The sequence below is a fragment of the Sphingobacterium sp. 2149 genome (assembly GCF_031455655.1).
Lineage (GTDB): Bacteria > Bacteroidota > Bacteroidia > Sphingobacteriales > Sphingobacteriaceae > Sphingobacterium.
In genome coordinates this window covers 297,805-313,642 of sequence record NZ_JAVDTD010000002.1, presented here as the reverse complement: position 1 = coordinate 313,642, position 15,838 = coordinate 297,805, and the positions used below count along the sequence as shown (strand labels likewise).

The 15,838-nt window shown below is 41.3% G+C and carries 9 protein-coding genes; 8 read left to right on the top strand and 1 reads right to left on the bottom strand.

Annotated elements, in window-relative coordinates; all coding sequences use genetic code 11:
* Positions 1-249 precede the first annotated feature (249 nt).
* The 7 genes from kbl (at position 250) to J2X77_RS03590 (ending at position 12,458) form a co-directional block, all read left to right on the top strand.
* Positions 250-1,440 carry a glycine C-acetyltransferase gene (gene kbl, locus J2X77_RS03620; protein WP_209577173.1) on the top strand — a complete coding sequence of 397 codons (1,191 nt, stop codon included), beginning with the start codon at positions 250-252 and terminating at the stop codon, positions 1,438-1,440.
* 78 nt (positions 1,441-1,518) lie between these two features.
* On the top strand, positions 1,519-3,324 hold the full coding sequence (gene typA / locus J2X77_RS03615) for a translational GTPase TypA (RefSeq protein WP_209577176.1): 1,806 nt from the start codon (positions 1,519-1,521) through the stop codon (positions 3,322-3,324).
* A gap of 146 nt (positions 3,325-3,470) precedes the next feature.
* A complete protein-coding gene (uvrA, locus tag J2X77_RS03610) occupies positions 3,471-6,272 on the top strand; it encodes an excinuclease ABC subunit UvrA (protein ID WP_310079133.1) in 2,802 nt (933 codons plus the stop codon).
* A gap of 56 nt (positions 6,273-6,328) precedes the next feature.
* Positions 6,329-7,972, top strand: coding sequence for an alkaline phosphatase PafA (gene pafA / locus J2X77_RS03605; protein ID WP_310079131.1), 1,644 nt, complete (start codon positions 6,329-6,331; stop codon positions 7,970-7,972).
* Positions 7,973-8,116: 144 nt separating this feature from the next.
* Positions 8,117-8,557: an Rrf2 family transcriptional regulator gene (locus tag J2X77_RS03600; RefSeq protein WP_209577387.1), complete on the top strand. Its 441-nt coding sequence runs from the start codon at positions 8,117-8,119 to the stop codon at positions 8,555-8,557.
* Between the two features lie 212 nt (positions 8,558-8,769).
* On the top strand, positions 8,770-11,556 hold the full coding sequence (locus J2X77_RS03595; RefSeq protein ID WP_209577183.1) for an outer membrane beta-barrel protein: 2,787 nt from the start codon (positions 8,770-8,772) through the stop codon (positions 11,554-11,556).
* A complete protein-coding gene (locus tag J2X77_RS03590) occupies positions 11,553-12,458 on the top strand; it encodes a GLPGLI family protein (protein ID WP_310079128.1) in 906 nt (301 codons plus the stop codon). Before J2X77_RS03595 ends, J2X77_RS03590 begins: the two co-directional genes overlap by 4 nt.
* 136 nt (positions 12,459-12,594) lie before the next feature.
* Here the strand turns inward: J2X77_RS03590 and metG are convergent, their stop codons facing one another.
* Positions 12,595-14,664 carry a methionine--tRNA ligase gene (metG, locus tag J2X77_RS03585; RefSeq protein ID WP_310079329.1) on the bottom strand — a complete coding sequence of 690 codons (2,070 nt, stop codon included), beginning with the start codon at positions 14,662-14,664 and terminating at the stop codon, positions 12,595-12,597.
* A gap of 240 nt (positions 14,665-14,904) precedes the next feature.
* Here metG and J2X77_RS03580 point away from each other — a divergent pair, with 240 nt between their 5' ends.
* A complete protein-coding gene (locus J2X77_RS03580; protein ID WP_209577185.1) occupies positions 14,905-15,807 on the top strand; it encodes an LD-carboxypeptidase in 903 nt (300 codons plus the stop codon).
* Positions 15,808-15,838: the final 31 nt, after the last annotated feature.

Here is a 15,838-nt window from a genome sequence, read left to right as displayed (position 1 = left end):
TGCTTTCAGTACTTTAATTACTTTTAAGAAAGATAAGACCTGTTGTTACACGATGGCTTGTATGCGTATTCGTGCTTTTTTTAATTGGAGATGCAGAGATGGGACAAACGCGTATTTTGTGCAATCGGTTTAATGTTACCAAATCATTGATTTGGGATAAATTCTCCGTGAATAACGTCCATCAGGGAAGGTAACACAAGTTATTCCAATGAAAAAACTGTAATATTGTATAAAAATTAAAATCGAATTATGTACACAACATTACAACCAGTTTTAGCAAAGGAATTGGAAGCAATCAAAGAAGCGGGATTGTATAAACAAGAGCGAGTGATCGTTACTCCGCAGGGAGCAGATATCAAAGTAAGTACAGGGCAAGAAGTTGTCAATTTTTGTGCTAACAATTATTTGGGTCTGTCTTCGCACCCAAAAGTAATCGAGGCTGCTAAGAAAGCGATTGATACGCACGGTTATGGAATGTCCTCAGTACGTTTCATCTGTGGTACCCAAGATGTGCATAAAGAATTAGAGGCAAAAATTTCTAAATTTCTCGGAACAGAAGATACTATTTTATACGCGGCTGCATTTGACGCTAATGGTGGAGTGTTTGAACCCTTATTTGGTGCTGAAGATGCCATCATTTCAGATGAATTAAATCATGCCTCCATTATTGACGGTGTCCGTTTGTGCAAAGCTCAGCGTTTCCGCTATAAAAATGCAGATATGGCAGATTTGGAAGCTCAGTTGCAGGCAGCATCTGGTGCGCGGCATAAGATCATTGTTACAGATGGTGCATTTTCAATGGATGGGTCAGTAGCTCCATTGGATCAGATCTGTGATCTTGCAGACAAATATCAAGCATTAGTGATGATTGATGAGTCGCACTGTACTGGATTTATCGGAGCGACGGGACGTGGTACACATGAGCTTTTCAATGTGATTGATCGTGTAGATATCATTACGGGTACGTTGGGTAAGGCATTAGGAGGAGCATCAGGTGGTTTTACATCCGGTAAAAAAGAAATTATCGATTTGTTACGTCAGCGTTCACGTCCTTACCTATTTTCAAACACACTAGCACCGGCTATTGCTGGAGCTTCCGTTGCGGTATTGGACATGCTGAGTGAGACTACTGCATTGCGCGACAAGCTGGAATCAAATACCATCTACTTTCGTGAAAAAATGACGGCTGCGGGTTTCGATATCAAGCCAGGTTTCCACCCGATCGTGCCTGTTATGCTCTATGATGCGAAATTAGCGCAGGAGTTTGCATCAAAAATGTTGGAGGAAGGAATTTACGTGATTGGCTTCTACTATCCCGTTGTACCTCAAGGAAAAGCTCGTATTCGGGTGCAGATTTCAGCTGGACATGAGCTTGCACACCTAGATAAAGCAATTGCCGCCTTTACTAAAGTAGGTAGAGAATTAGGTGTAATTAAATAAAATACACATAGTTATAAAATTTATGGTGCAAAATGTTTATCTTTGCACCCTGAATTTAAAAACAAATTTACTTGCTAGATGCAAAATATTAGAAACATAGCGATTATCGCTCACGTCGATCACGGTAAAACTACGTTGGTAGACAAAATCTTACACTTCACAAATCTTTTTAGAGATAATGACGGTACAGGTGATTTAATTCTGGATAATAATGATTTAGAACGTGAACGCGGTATTACTATCGTCGCTAAAAACGTTTCTGTAGAATATAAAGGTGTAAAAATTAACGTTATTGATACACCTGGTCACGCCGATTTCGGTGGTGAGGTTGAGCGTGTATTGAAAATGGCTGATGGTGTTGTTTTGCTAGTGGATGCTTTCGAAGGTCCAATGCCACAAACACGTTTCGTTACTCAAAAGGCATTATCATTAGGTTTGAAACCTTTGGTAGTTGTGAATAAAGTTGATAAAGAAAACTGTCGCCCTGAAGAGGTGTACGAAAACGTATTTGATTTATTCTATAGTCTGGATGCAACAGAAGAACAATTGGCATTCCCAGTATTATACGGTTCATCCAAACATGGTTGGATGTCAACAGATTGGAAAGAAAAGAAAGAAGATGTATCTGAATTATTAGATGCTATCATCAGTCATTTCCCACCTTCCCCATTTGTTGAGGGTACATTGCAAATGCAGATCACATCGTTGGATTACTCTACGTTCGTTGGACGTATCGCTATCGGTCGTGTAGCACGTGGTACAATCAAAGAAGGTCAACCTATTTCGTTGGTAAAACGTGATGGCAAAATCGTTAAATCACGGGTAAAAGAACTGCATACATTCGAAGGCTTAGGTCGTCGTCGTGTGGAAGAAGTTAAATGTGGAGATATCTGTGCAGTAGTTGGTATTGAAGGTTTTGATATCGGTGACACCATTGCAGATTTCGAAAACCCAGAGCAATTGGAGGTTATCAGCATTGATGAACCGACAATGAACATGTTGTTTACGATCAACAATTCTCCATTCTTTGGTAAGGAAGGTAAATTGGTTACTTCAAGACACATTCACGATCGTTTACAAAAGGAATTAGAAAAGAACTTGGCTTTACGCGTTGTTCCTACGGAATCTCCAGATGCTTGGTTGGTATACGGACGTGGTATTCTTCACTTATCTGTATTGATCGAAACAATGCGTCGTGAAGGTTACGAATTGCAAGTAGGTCAGCCGCAAGTAATCTTGAAAGAAATTGATGGCAAAAAATGTGAACCTATCGAGGTATTGGTAGTTGATGTGCCTGCAGAGGTTTCTGGTAAAGTTATTGAATTAGTCACGCAACGTAAAGGTGAACTTCTAGTGATGGAGACGAAAGGCGAAATGCAACATCTTGAGTTTGAAATCCCTTCTCGTGGTATCATTGGTCTACGTAACAACGTATTGACTGCTACTGCTGGTGAAGCTGTAATGGCTCACCGTCTGAAAGGATACGAGCCTTGGAGAGGAACAATTCCTGGACGTCTGCACGGTGTATTGATCTCCTTAGATAAAGGTACAACTACAGCATACTCTATCGATAAATTGCAAGATAGAGGTAAGTTCTTTGTTGATCCAGGTGTCGATATTTATGAAGGCCAGATCTTAGGCGAGCATATTCGTGACAATGACTTAACGATCAACATCGTTAAAGGTAAACAGTTGACAAATATGCGTGCATCGGGTACAGATGATAACACACGTATCGCACCAGCGATTAAATTCTCTTTAGAGGAGTCTATGGAGTATATCCAAGCGGACGAATATATTGAGGTTACACCACAATCTATCCGCTTACGTAAAATCTATTTGACTGAAAATGAGCGTAAAGTAAACGCGAAGAAATTCCAATAGTCAATCGTAGAACAGGATACATAAAAAAGCCATCGAATATTTAGTTCGATGGCTTTTTTATGTACTAAAGAAAACCGAACTGCTTTTTAATTCGCAGGAATATAATCAGCCAATAATACGTAACTTTGTGTGAGATAAGGATAATTATGAGTAAAAAGGTGGAGCATACTCCAAAAGAATATATTCAGATAAAGGGAGCAAGAGTTAACAATTTAAAGAATATTGACGTTGATATCCCTAAAAATAAATTAGTTGTTATCACTGGAATGTCGGGCTCAGGAAAATCCTCCTTAGCTTTTGATACACTATATGCAGAAGGACAGCGGCGCTATGTCGAAAGTCTTTCTTCGTACGCCAGGCAGTTTATGGGGCGTATGAACAAACCTGAGGTGGATTACATCAAAGGCATTGCTCCAGCAATTGCCATCGAGCAACGTGTCATTACCTCCAACCCGCGCTCGACGGTAGGCACATCGACGGAGATATATGACTATCTTAAATTGTTATATGCCCGTATTGGAAAGACAATTTCTCCTATATCTGGTCGTGAGGTGACTAAAGACAGTGTGAGCTCAGTGGTGGATTTTGCGCTGAATTTAGGTGATGATACCACCGTGACGCTTCTTGCACCGCTTATTCCCTCTCACGGGCGTAAATTAAAGGAAGAACTTTCTTTACTCTTGCAGAAAGGTTTTGTGCGTATTTTCTACGAAGACCGTATGCAGAAAATTGAAGCTGTGATAGAGGATAAGGCCATCGCCAATAAAGACCTCCAAGATGGAGAAGTCCTTATTGTTGTCGACCGCGTGCGTATTGAACAGGATGATGATACGGTAAATCGGCTTTCTGATTCTATCCAAACTGGTTTTTTCGAAGGTAAGGGTGAACTCTATATGGAAGAAAATGGTCAGCGACATCATTTCTCCCATAAATTTGAACTTGACGGAATAACATTTGAGGAGCCTACTCCAAATTTCTTCAGTTTTAACAACCCTTATGGTGCCTGTCGCCGATGTGAAGGTTATGGGAAAATCATTGGTATTGATCCGGACCTTGTTATTCCCGACAAAAGTCGGTCGGTATACGATGGCGCAATAGCACCTTGGCGAGGAGAAAAAATGGGCGAATGGCTACAAAAGCTTGTTAAAAGTTCATTGAAGTTCGATTTTCCGATACATCGTGCCTACATGGATCTGACCAGGGCTCAAAAGGAGCTCTTGTGGACAGGAAATAAATATTTTGCTGGTCTTACACAGTTCTTTGAAGAGCTCGAATCCCAGACCTATAAAATTCAATACCGTGTAATGCTTTCCCGCTATCGCGGGAAAACAGATTGCCCAGACTGCCGTGGCACCCGATTACGGAAAGATGCTACTTACGTCAAGGTAGGCGGAAAATCCATCACAGATGTTGTATTGATGCCTTTGGAAGAGGCGCTGGAATTCTTTAAAAATTTGCCACTGGTCGGTAATGAGCTGGTCATTGCAAAAAGACTTCTTGCCGAAATTAATAATCGACTGCAATTTCTTTGCGATGTTGGTTTAAGCTATCTGACTTTGAATCGGCTGTCAAATACGCTTTCAGGCGGAGAGTCACAGCGAATCAATCTGGCGACTTCCTTGGGAAGTTCGCTCGTAGGTTCTATTTATGTGTTGGACGAACCGAGTATTGGTCTCCATCCGCGTGATACACAGCGCCTGATTTCGGTGCTGAAATCATTACGCGATGTCGGTAATACAGTGGTTGTAGTCGAACATGAGCAAGAGATGATGGAGTCTGCGGATTATCTGATTGATATCGGCCCTGAAGCAGGTATCAACGGCGGGGAGATGGTCTTTGCGGGTACATATCAGCAGATTCTACAAGATGCTAAAAGCTTGACAGGTCAATACCTGAGTGGAAAAAGCCGGATTGAAGTACCTAAAAAACGCCGTTCGTGGTCGAGTAGCGTTACCATTAAGGGAGCCCATGAAAATAACCTAGAAGGAATTGATGTACAATTTCCATTAAATACGTTCGCTGTCGTAACCGGTGTTTCGGGATCCGGTAAGACCTCATTGGTTAAGCGTATCCTTTATCCTGCATTGCAGAAGTCTATCGGTAATTACTCCGGTGAACAAACGGGGATCTATGATGCGATTGAGGGAGACATTGCCCGAGTTGAACAAGTTGAAATGGTCGATCAAAATCCGATTGGCCGTTCGTCGAGATCCAATCCGGTCACCTATGTCAAAGCCTGGGATGAAATCAGAGCTTTATATGCCAGCCAAGCACCAGCTAAAGCTGCTGGATTGAAACCTGCCGCATTTTCATTTAACGTTGAAGGCGGACGATGTGATGTCTGTCAGGGTGAAGGTGAAGTTAAAATTGAAATGCAATTTATGGCTGATATTGTTTTACCCTGCGAGGCCTGTGGTGGAAAACGATTTAAGCAGTTTGTACTTGATGTACAGTACAAAAATAAGTCAGTAGCGGATGTTCTTGAGTTGAGCGTGGATGAAGCCATCACATTCTTTGCAGACCAGCCTAAAATATTGGCCAAACTGCAGCCTCTACAGGATGTTGGACTGGGCTACGTTAAACTCGGTCAATCGTCGAGTACGCTATCGGGAGGTGAAGCCCAGCGGATTAAATTGGCTTCTTTCTTAATTAAGGGAAATAATAGCAAGAAAACACTTTTTATCTTTGATGAGCCAACGACAGGCTTGCATTTTCAGGATATCAAAAAGCTCTTGAAATCATTTGATGCACTGATTGCCTTAGGGAATAGTATCTTGGTGATTGAACACAATATGGATATGATTAAATCGGCAGACTGGGTCATTGATATTGGTCCCGAAGGCGGAAATAAAGGCGGTAAACTTGTTTTTGCGGGGCTTCCTGAAGAACTTATTCATTGTAAAGATTCTTATACAGGGCAATTTTTAAAAGCACATTTAAAAGATTAAACCCTACTTTAGCCTGTGAAATTGATAAAACAAATATTTTAATACTTAATACGATTATGATTAAAAGATTTTTTTTAAGCGTCGTCCTTGGAATAGCAGCGCTTTCGTCCATGGCGCAACAGCCAGAAAAACCAAAATTGGTTGTCGGCCTGATGGTGGACCAAATGCGGTGGGATTATTTGTATCGTTTTGCAGATCGATATGGCAATGATGGTTTCAAACGACTTTTGAAAGAAGGATTCTCCTGCGAAAATACATTGATTAATTATATCCCGACCTATACGGCTATTGGGCACAGTTCGGTCTATACAGGTTCTGTTCCCTCCATCCATGGGATTGCGGGTAACGACTGGATTGAAGAGCAGACCGGAAAGAATATGTATTGTACGCAGGACGACAATGTTGTCGGTGTAGGTACTACCGCAAAGGAGGGGCAACAGTCTCCACGCAATTTGCTTGCATCTACTGTAACCGACCAATTGAAATTAGCCTCTAACTTTAAGTCCAAAGTGATCGGTATCGCGATTAAAGACCGCGGTGGGATCTTACCGGCAGGGCATTTTGCGGATGCGGCCTATTGGTTTGAAGCAAAATCCGGTGATTGGGTTACTTCCAATTTCTATATGGACAAACTTCCAAAATGGGTGGTGGACTTCAATAAGAAAAAGTTAGCCGAGAAATATCTGAAAGGCGACTGGAAGCCGATGTACGACATCAGTACATACGCTGCCAACAGTATTGCAGATGACAATATCTATGAAGGCAAATACCCGGGTGAAGAGAAACCGACACTGCCTCGCGCCACTTCCAAGTTGATGAAAGACGAGGGCTATGAGCTGATCAAAACCACGCCAATGGGCAATCAGTTTACATTGGATATGGCCATGGAGGCAATCAAAAATGAACAGATGGGTAATAACCCAACTAACAATACCGATTTTCTTTGTGTGAGTCTCTCTGCGACAGATTATGTGGGACACCGCTATTCATTGACAGCCGTGGAGATTGAAGATATGTATCTGCAACTTGATAAACAACTTGCTGAATTCTTCAAATACCTCGATAACACCGTGGGCAAGGGTAATTATACGTTCTTTATGACGGCAGACCACGGCGCTTCTTATAACTCTCGGTTCTTTATGGATATGAAAGGAAACGGTGGTTATTTCTATTCCCGTCAGATTATCACCGGACTTAACAAAACCCTTAAAGAGAAATTTGGACAAGAGAAGCTTGTAAAAAGCATGATGAACTATCAGGTTCATTTAAATAATCAGTTGATCGATTCTTTGCAGCTGGATCGTGATAAAATAAAAGAGACCATCATTCGTGAACTTCGTCATACCGAAGGTGTGGCCTATGTTGCTGATATGGAGAAGGGGGAAAGCCTAATGATTCCAGCGCCTATTCGCGAAAAAATGATCAATGGTTATAACTTTAAGCGTAGTGGTGCTATCCAGATTGTTTGCGAACCACAATGGTACGATGGTACGCCTCGCTCGACCGGTACTACCCATGGAACATGGTCTGCCTACGATTCCCATATTCCTTTGGTATTTATGGGCTGGGGTATCAAGCCAGGAGTATCCAATACAGAGGTACATATTGTGGATATTGCACCCACAATTGCAGCACTTTTGCACATTACCGAACCAAATGGTAGTATTGGAAAACCCATCACGGCGGTATTGGGGCAATAAGGAAATGCAGTAGATACGTTTCCAGTATAGGGAGGTGAAGCTTCCGTTTGGGGTGTTTACAGCTGGTATAGGCATGAAATGGTGCGGGTTTTATTCTATTGAATAAAAAACGTAAATTTGCGATTCAACAGGGGGTTAATAAGTATGCTTTCCAAAAAGACAAAATATGCAATAAAGGCACTAATGGTGCTTGGTCGTAACTACGGTAATGAGCCTATGCAAATCGTAAAGATTGCACAGGAAGAGAATATTCCCAAGAAATTTTTGGAACAGATTCTGCTCGAAATGCGAAATGCCGGAATTCTCTATAGCAAGAAAGGTGCTGGGGGCGGGTATAGCCTCAATAAGGCACCAGAAGACGTTTTCTTATCGCAGGTTATGCGCTTGATCGATGGGCCTATCGCGTTGCTACCCTGTGTAAGTTTAAATTTCTACCGCTCGTGCGAAGAGTGTACCCAAGAGCATGCCTGTGGCATACGCGATACGTTCGTTGAGGTAAGAAATGCCATGTTGCAGATATTGAATGATACGAGTATTGCCCATTTAATCAATAAGGAAAAAGAATTGAATTTAAATGTAGAATAAAGAAAATAAAAATTTTTTTTCATTTTCAATGGAGGCCTGACAAATAAGTCAGGCCTCTTTTTTTTGTCATGATATTTTGGTATCCAGTGTCTTAGCTTGATCTTTTTTTTAATGTTAACGTGTTTTTTAATTATATAATTATTTAACATTATTTTACGAATTTTCCGTAGCATTAGCGTTATATTTACCCGACAATATATAAACGTTAATTTATGAAACTAACCTATTCCCTAGTTTTGTTTCTTTTGCTAGCTACCCTAAGTTCAAAGTCCTATGCACAACATAAGCTTTCGGGGTCGGTTGTGGATGGCAAGGATCTTGCAAAACTACATCAGGCTTCAGTCGCACTGCTCAACCCGAAAGATTCGGTCTTGATTACCTTCGGTCGGACAAAAGAAAATGGAACGTTCCAAGTAGCAAATCTGGATACAGGAACTTATAAAATGGTCGTTTCCTATCCCCAGTATGCAGACTTGGTAAAGGATATCAGAGTGAGTGCTGGAGATTTAGACATTGGATTGGTCAAACTATCCAAAGCAGCCCTACTATTGGAGGAGGTGCAGGTGAATGGCAAAATTCCGGTGGTTATTAAAGGGGACACGATTGAATACGATGCCGGTAGTTTCAAAGTTGATAAAGATGCCAAAGTGGAGGACCTGTTAAAAGTATTGCCCGGCATTACGATGGATGGATCTGGCAAGATTACCGCTCAGGGCAAAGAGGTGAAAAAAGTACTGCTCGATGGGGAGGAGTTCTTCGGTGATGATCCAACGTTAATTACTAAGAATATTCGGTCCGATATGGTCAGTAAAGTGCAGGTTTATGAAAAGAAATCAGACCTAGCCGTTCGAACGGGGGTGGATGATGGAGAGCGTACGCAGACCATTGATATCAAACTCAAAGAAGATAAGAAGAAGGGACTATTTGGGCAAGCTGTTGCCGGAGCGGGTACGGATCACTATTACGGCGGTAAAGTGATGTTCAATAAGTTTAAAGGTTCGCAAAAAATTGCCGCGTATGGCATTCTTGCCAATGACGGTATGGTCGGACTGGGCTTTGAAGATAGCCAGAAATATGGCGTTGGCGGAAGCAGCAATGTGCAGATGATAGAAGGTGGAGGTATTATGATTACCTCGGGTGGCGACGGTTCTGATGGCGACTGGGACGGTACGTATTCCGGTGGAGGAGTACCTAGAGCGATCAATATGGGAGCTAGCTATTCCGATAAAACTAAAGATGATAAGCACAAAATCAATGTCAACTTTAAGCGTAATCAGATCCGTGTAGGCAACACCAGTACCTACAATGCACAAAATAATCTACCTGAGCGGGCGCAGGTAGACAATAACGTGACGCGGTCGGAGAACGAAAGTAAATCCAATACTGCTAATTTGAGGTATGATTTGAAGTTGGATTCGATGTCCGATTTGACCGTTAATATGGGATTTATGAAGTCTAGCCGTGATAATTTCTCTGGTTCTGAAGCTGATCAACGTACACTGGATGGAGTCTTGATCACAAAGACGACATCAAAAAATGATTTGAATGCTGATCAGGATCGCTTTAATGTCAATGCGATGTTAACACGCCGCTTCAGAAAAGAGCGCCGTTCTGTCACCTTTAATATGAATGCAAATACGGATCAGAATCGTTCCAAAATCCAATATTTTTCTGAAAATATTTTTCAAAATTCAGGTGATACCACCCTGATTGATCAATTTAAAAATGATAAGCTGGCCAACAATACCTACGGCGCCTCTGTAACTTATTCGGAGCCCTTGTCAAAACGGCTGACTGCCGCCGTTGGATATGCATTCAACAGCAGTAAATCGGAAACGCTGAATCAGTCTTTTGATAAAGATCCCGTTACAGGTGAATATACTGTGCTAGATCAGAATCTATTAAATGATTTCGATTACACCAGCTTGAAAAGTGCAGTGAATACTTCGCTGAATTACAAATCTAGTACGTTGACTGTCAATGTAAGCAATAGGGTGGATTTTGAGGATGTGAAGAGGACGTATAATAATCTGAATACAACATTACAGCGCAATCAAACGTCAGTTAATCCAGTTTTCTCGGTGAATTATAAAATCTCTAAAAGTAAAAATATCAATTTCCGTTACAGTGGACATACCAGTCAACCTTCTTTGACACAGATAGAACCCCTAAAGCAAAATGCACAGCCGCTTATTGAATATCTGGATAATCCAAACCTAAAAGCCGGTTTTAACAATTCGTATTCAATTGATTACAATAACTATAAGCAGTTGAAAGATCAGAGCATCTATTTTTATGTAAATGCAGATCAAGGTAAAAATAGCATCAACAATAGTGTGCGGTACGATTTGGATAGAGGTACACAGCAGATTTCCTATGTCAATATTGACAAGGACAATTGGCGGATGTATGGCGGTAGTGGATACAGTTTTGTATTACAAAAAAAATGGGGGTTGAAAATGAATCTAGGGATGCAGGTGCAGTACAATAGCCAATTTAGTTACCTATCATCGTATACCGAAGAGCCAAAGCTCAATAGAAATCAAACGTGGAGTGTTTCACCGAATATCGGTTTTAGTCGCTATAAGGCGAATAAGATGGATTTCTATATTTCCATCAGGCCAGGTGTTCAGCAAATGAATTCCTATTTGCAGCCCGAGTTAAATCGTTCCACTTTTACGTTGAGGACCTACTCCGAGCTCACGTATTACTTCCCAAAAGATTTCAAAATCTCTTTAACGACCAATCAAAATTATCAGGCTGCTACGAAAACATTACAGTCGATTAACATTGTCAATATGAATGGTTATGTTTCCAAAAAGCTATTGAAAGATAAATCGTTGGAAGTGCAGGTGTTCGTCAATGATATTTTAAATAAAAATAATGGCGTGTACCGATATCAAAATGGAACGTCATTTATTCAGACGAGCAACGACGTATTGCGCCGTTATGGCATGCTAAAAGTAATCTATAATTTTACATCAATGAACCGCCCATGATAGCAATATCCAATTTTTTGTCCAAAGTTAAGGTGAATATTAATTCTGATAAGCTCCATCTGACCAATGGAAAAAATATTTTGTTTACAGATGAAAGGAGATACCAAATGAGTAAATATACGAAGTTGATGATTTGGGTTTTGTTGCTGTGCATGAGCACAGCCCAGGCGCAGCATGCCTATTTTCCGAGCAGCGGAATAGTGACCTATGAACGGAAGTTTCATGTGCAGAACTTCTTGAAGCGTAATTACCTCAACAAACCAGATTTAGATACCTGGGACAAGTTAACGGTCGACAATGCCGTCAAAAATGGTCCTACAGAGGTGGTGACACATCATATGTTGAAATTTTACGATCATGAAACCCTCTTTGAGACTATTCAGGAAGACTATCCTCCGAGTTACCGCAATGTCACACGATACCAGTCCATCCTTGCAGATTCAAAAACTTATATCAATTTTCAACAGCAGGAGTTTCTCAAATTGCTTCCATTTGGTGATGATCAACTTTTACTTAAAGATTCATTGCCTGCTGTAAAATGGAAGTATACCGATGAATATCGAAATATTGCCGGATACGACTGCCGAAGAGTCAATGGAATTGTGCAAGATTCAGTGTATGTCGTTGCTTTTTTTGCAGGACAAATTCCTATTTCCGGAGGTCCGGAACTTATTCATGGGTTACCAGGGCTAATCATGGGGGTGTCCATTCCAAGTATGAATGTCAATATGTTTGCAACCAAGGTGGAGATCACGAATGCTCCGGTCTCAAATGTGCTCACCAAAAAGAAAAAAGTGGTGGCCGAATCTCGAGCAGAGATCCTAAAAAAGCTAAAAGATACCGTTTATGATTATTTGGATGAAAAGGATTTTAAGAAACGTATGCAGAGCATATTCTTTTAATCAGCCAACTATGCTAAAGGAAAAAAGATAGGCTACTACCAGAAAAGCGGTGGCCTCGAAGTACCTATCAAAAATAGCCTATAAAAAAGCCTGTCCAGACGAACAGGCTTTTATTATCATGGTATGACGTTTGGTATTAACGCACCGTACTCCCTACTTTAATTGTTGTATCTGGTTTTACGAAATCCAGTCTTCCATCGGCATCTTCTGCCATAAGGATCATTCCCTGCGACATAATCCCTTTTATTTCCCGGGGTTCAAGGTTGACCAATATGGACACCTGACGCCCTACAATTTCTTCAGGGCTAAAGAATTCTGCAATACCCGAAACTACCGTCCGTGTATCAATACCCGTATCGATGGTCAATTTCAATAATTTCTTTGTTTTGGCAACTTTTTCAGCTGCTGTAATGGTTCCGACACGGATATCCATTTTAACAAAATCGTCGAAGCTGATATTTTCTTTTGCAGGAGCAACCTTGGCATTGTCGGCTATGTTTTTGGCTTTTGCTGCTGTAAGTTTATCGAGCTGAAAGTCGACCTGTTCATCTGTTACCTTTTCAAATAACAATTGTACTTCACCCAATTGATGGCCCACTTCAATCAACGCATCTGAACCCGCGTCATTCCAGTTTCCTTGAGGAAAATTGAGCATTTCAAATAATTTGGTTGCTGTTTTAGGCAAAAACGGCTGCGCAAGGACAGCGAGGTTTGCAACGATCTGTGCCGCGACGTTTAATATTGTTTTAACCCGTTCTTCATCCGTTTTGATGATTTTCCATGGTTCCTCATCCGCAAGATATTTATTGCCAAGGCGGGCAACATTCATAAATGCTACCAAAGCTTCGCGGAAACGGAATTGTTCCAAAGAAGATGTAATGGCAACCGGAAATGATTTTAATTCATCCAATACCGCTTGGTCTACCGTAGACAAAGCAGCTCCCTTCAATACCTGACCATCGAAATATTTGTGAGAGAGTACCATTACCCTGTTTACAAAGTTGCCCAAAATAGCTACCAGCTCATTGTTTATGCGTGCCTGGAAATCCTTCCAGGTAAACTCAGCATCGGAGGTTTCCGGTAATATCGACGTTAATACATAACGCAATTCATCCTGTTTGTCAGGGAATTCCTGTAGATATTCATGTAGCCAAACCGCATGGTTCCTAGACGTAGACAACTTATCGCCCTCCAGGTTAAGGAATTCGTTGGCTGGAATATTTTCAGGCAAAATGTAATCGCCGTGAGCATGAAGAATAGCGGGGAAAATAATACAGTGGAAGACAATATTATCTTTTCCGATAAAATGAATCAACGTAGAATCATCGGCAGGGTTATCATGCGTTTTCCAATAGTCCTCCCAGTTTTTGCCATGGTCTAATGCCCACTGTTTGGTTGCTGAGATGTAACCGATAGGCGCATCCAACCAGACATAAAGTTTTTTACCCTGTGCTTCTTCCAGCGGTACATCCACACCCCAGTCAAGATCACGGGTCATTGAACGCGGTTGTAAACCCGATTTAAGCCAAGACTGGCATTGCCCAAACACGTTGGATTTAAGGATATTTTTCTTTCCTTCGATCAGCCATTTTTCAAGCCATGGCTGGTATTTATCCAAAGGGAGGTACCAGTGCTTTGTTTCTTTCAATACCGGTGTCTTTCCGCTCAATGTCGAAATCGGATTGATCAGATCTGTCGGGCTCAGGGATGTTCCACATTTTTCGCATTGGTCACCATAGGCACCTTCGGACTTACAATTTGGGCAAGTACCTGTAATATAGCGGTCGGCCAAAAACTGGTGGTACTCCTCATCGTAATACTGTTCGGAAAATTTCTCGACAAATTCACCTTTGTTGTAAAGGTTCAAGAAGAAATCCTGCGATAACTGGTGATGTATGGGCTCCGATGTGCGGTGGTATATATCGAAGGAAATGCCAAACTCTTCAAAGCTCTCTTTAATTTGTTGATTGTATTTATCAATGATTTGTTGTGGGGTAATGCCCTCTTTTTTTGCACGGATGGTAATCGCCGCACCATGCTCATCTGAACCACATACATAAACGACATCTTTTTGATTCAGACGCAAATAGCGGACAAAGATATCCCCAGGGATGTATGCTCCAGCAAGGTGTCCAATATGTAAAGGACCATTGGCATACGGTAATGCCGATGTGATGGTATAACGTTTTTTATCTAGAATACTCAATGCTTGAAAGATATTAAAGTGTGTACTTGTTTTCTTTGGCAAACTTAGATAAATTGCTGTTTATATGCAATATAAATGCGTATCATATCAAACAATCGCAAAAATATTATTCCAAATAGCGGTAGAAAACTCAGATAAATTTACGTTTATTTGTAGGGATAAGCACATCGTTTTCCCATAATTTTTTTATTGGAGACTAGCCTTTGTGCTTCCGGTTGTTTGATCATTAGCGATAAAAAGATGTCCAAAATACCTGATTTTCTGAAAGTAGGCGATAAAGTTGCGATCGTCTGTCCTGCGAGTTTTATCCGTGGATCTATTGATGTAGGCCTAAAAACATTGGAGGGCTGGGGATTGGAGGTTGTGGTCGGAGAGACTGTCAGCACATCGTACCACCAGTTTGCCGGACAAGACAGTTTACGAGCAGCTGATCTGCAGTGGGCACTGGACGATCCATCGATTAAGGCGGTATTCGCCGCACGTGGCGGCTATGGTTGTGTTCGAATTGTCGATGAAATCGATTTTTCGAACTTCGAAAAACACCCCAAATGGCTGGTGGGTTTTAGCGATATTACCGTATTGCACAGTCATATTCAACGGAATTTTAAAGTAGCCACAATACATGGACAGATGCCCAAGTCTTTTGAGACGGGCACAGAGGCCTCTTTGGAGACCTTGAAAAATGCATTGTTTGGTCATAATATGGACTTTGCCTACGAGCAAACCTTATTTCCCAACCGTGCAGGCAAGGGGGAGGGAAAACTGGTGGGTGGAAATCTGGCTATCTTACTTTCTGTACTGGCGTCCGATTCGGATGTCAATTACAAGAATAAAATTTTATTTATAGAGGATGTAGGGGAAGCCTATTACTCCATAGACAGAATGCTATGGGCATTGAAGCGTGCGGGAAAATTAAAAAAATTGAGCGGTCTTATTGTCGGCGGTTTCTCTGCCATGAAGGACAACGACCCCGCTTTTGGCCAAAGTGTGGAAGAAATTGTGTGGGATAAAGTTAAAGAATATGATTTTCCGGTAGCGTTTGCCTATCCGGCAGGTCATATTGATGACAATCATGCCCTCGTACTAGGCCGAAAAGTGGAATTGAAAACCACGGCTAATGCTGTTCAGCTAACTTACTTGTAGGTATAGCTGAACAGCATTTAGCTGCAACGCC

Coding starts and splice junctions, on each gene's coding strand:
- J2X77_RS03600 (WP_209577387.1), top strand. CDS start 8,117: ATGCTTTCCAAAAAGACAAAATATGCAATAAAGGCACTAATGGTGCTT.
- pafA (WP_310079131.1), top strand. CDS start 6,329: ATGATTAAAAGATTTTTTTTAAGCGTCGTCCTTGGAATAGCAGCGCTT.
- kbl (WP_209577173.1), top strand. CDS start 250: ATGTACACAACATTACAACCAGTTTTAGCAAAGGAATTGGAAGCAATC.
- J2X77_RS03590 (WP_310079128.1), top strand. CDS start 11,553: ATGATAGCAATATCCAATTTTTTGTCCAAAGTTAAGGTGAATATTAAT.
- typA (WP_209577176.1), top strand. CDS start 1,519: ATGCAAAATATTAGAAACATAGCGATTATCGCTCACGTCGATCACGGT.
- J2X77_RS03595 (WP_209577183.1), top strand. CDS start 8,770: ATGAAACTAACCTATTCCCTAGTTTTGTTTCTTTTGCTAGCTACCCTA.
- J2X77_RS03580 (WP_209577185.1), top strand. CDS start 14,905: ATGTCCAAAATACCTGATTTTCTGAAAGTAGGCGATAAAGTTGCGATC.
- uvrA (WP_310079133.1), top strand. CDS start 3,471: ATGAGTAAAAAGGTGGAGCATACTCCAAAAGAATATATTCAGATAAAG.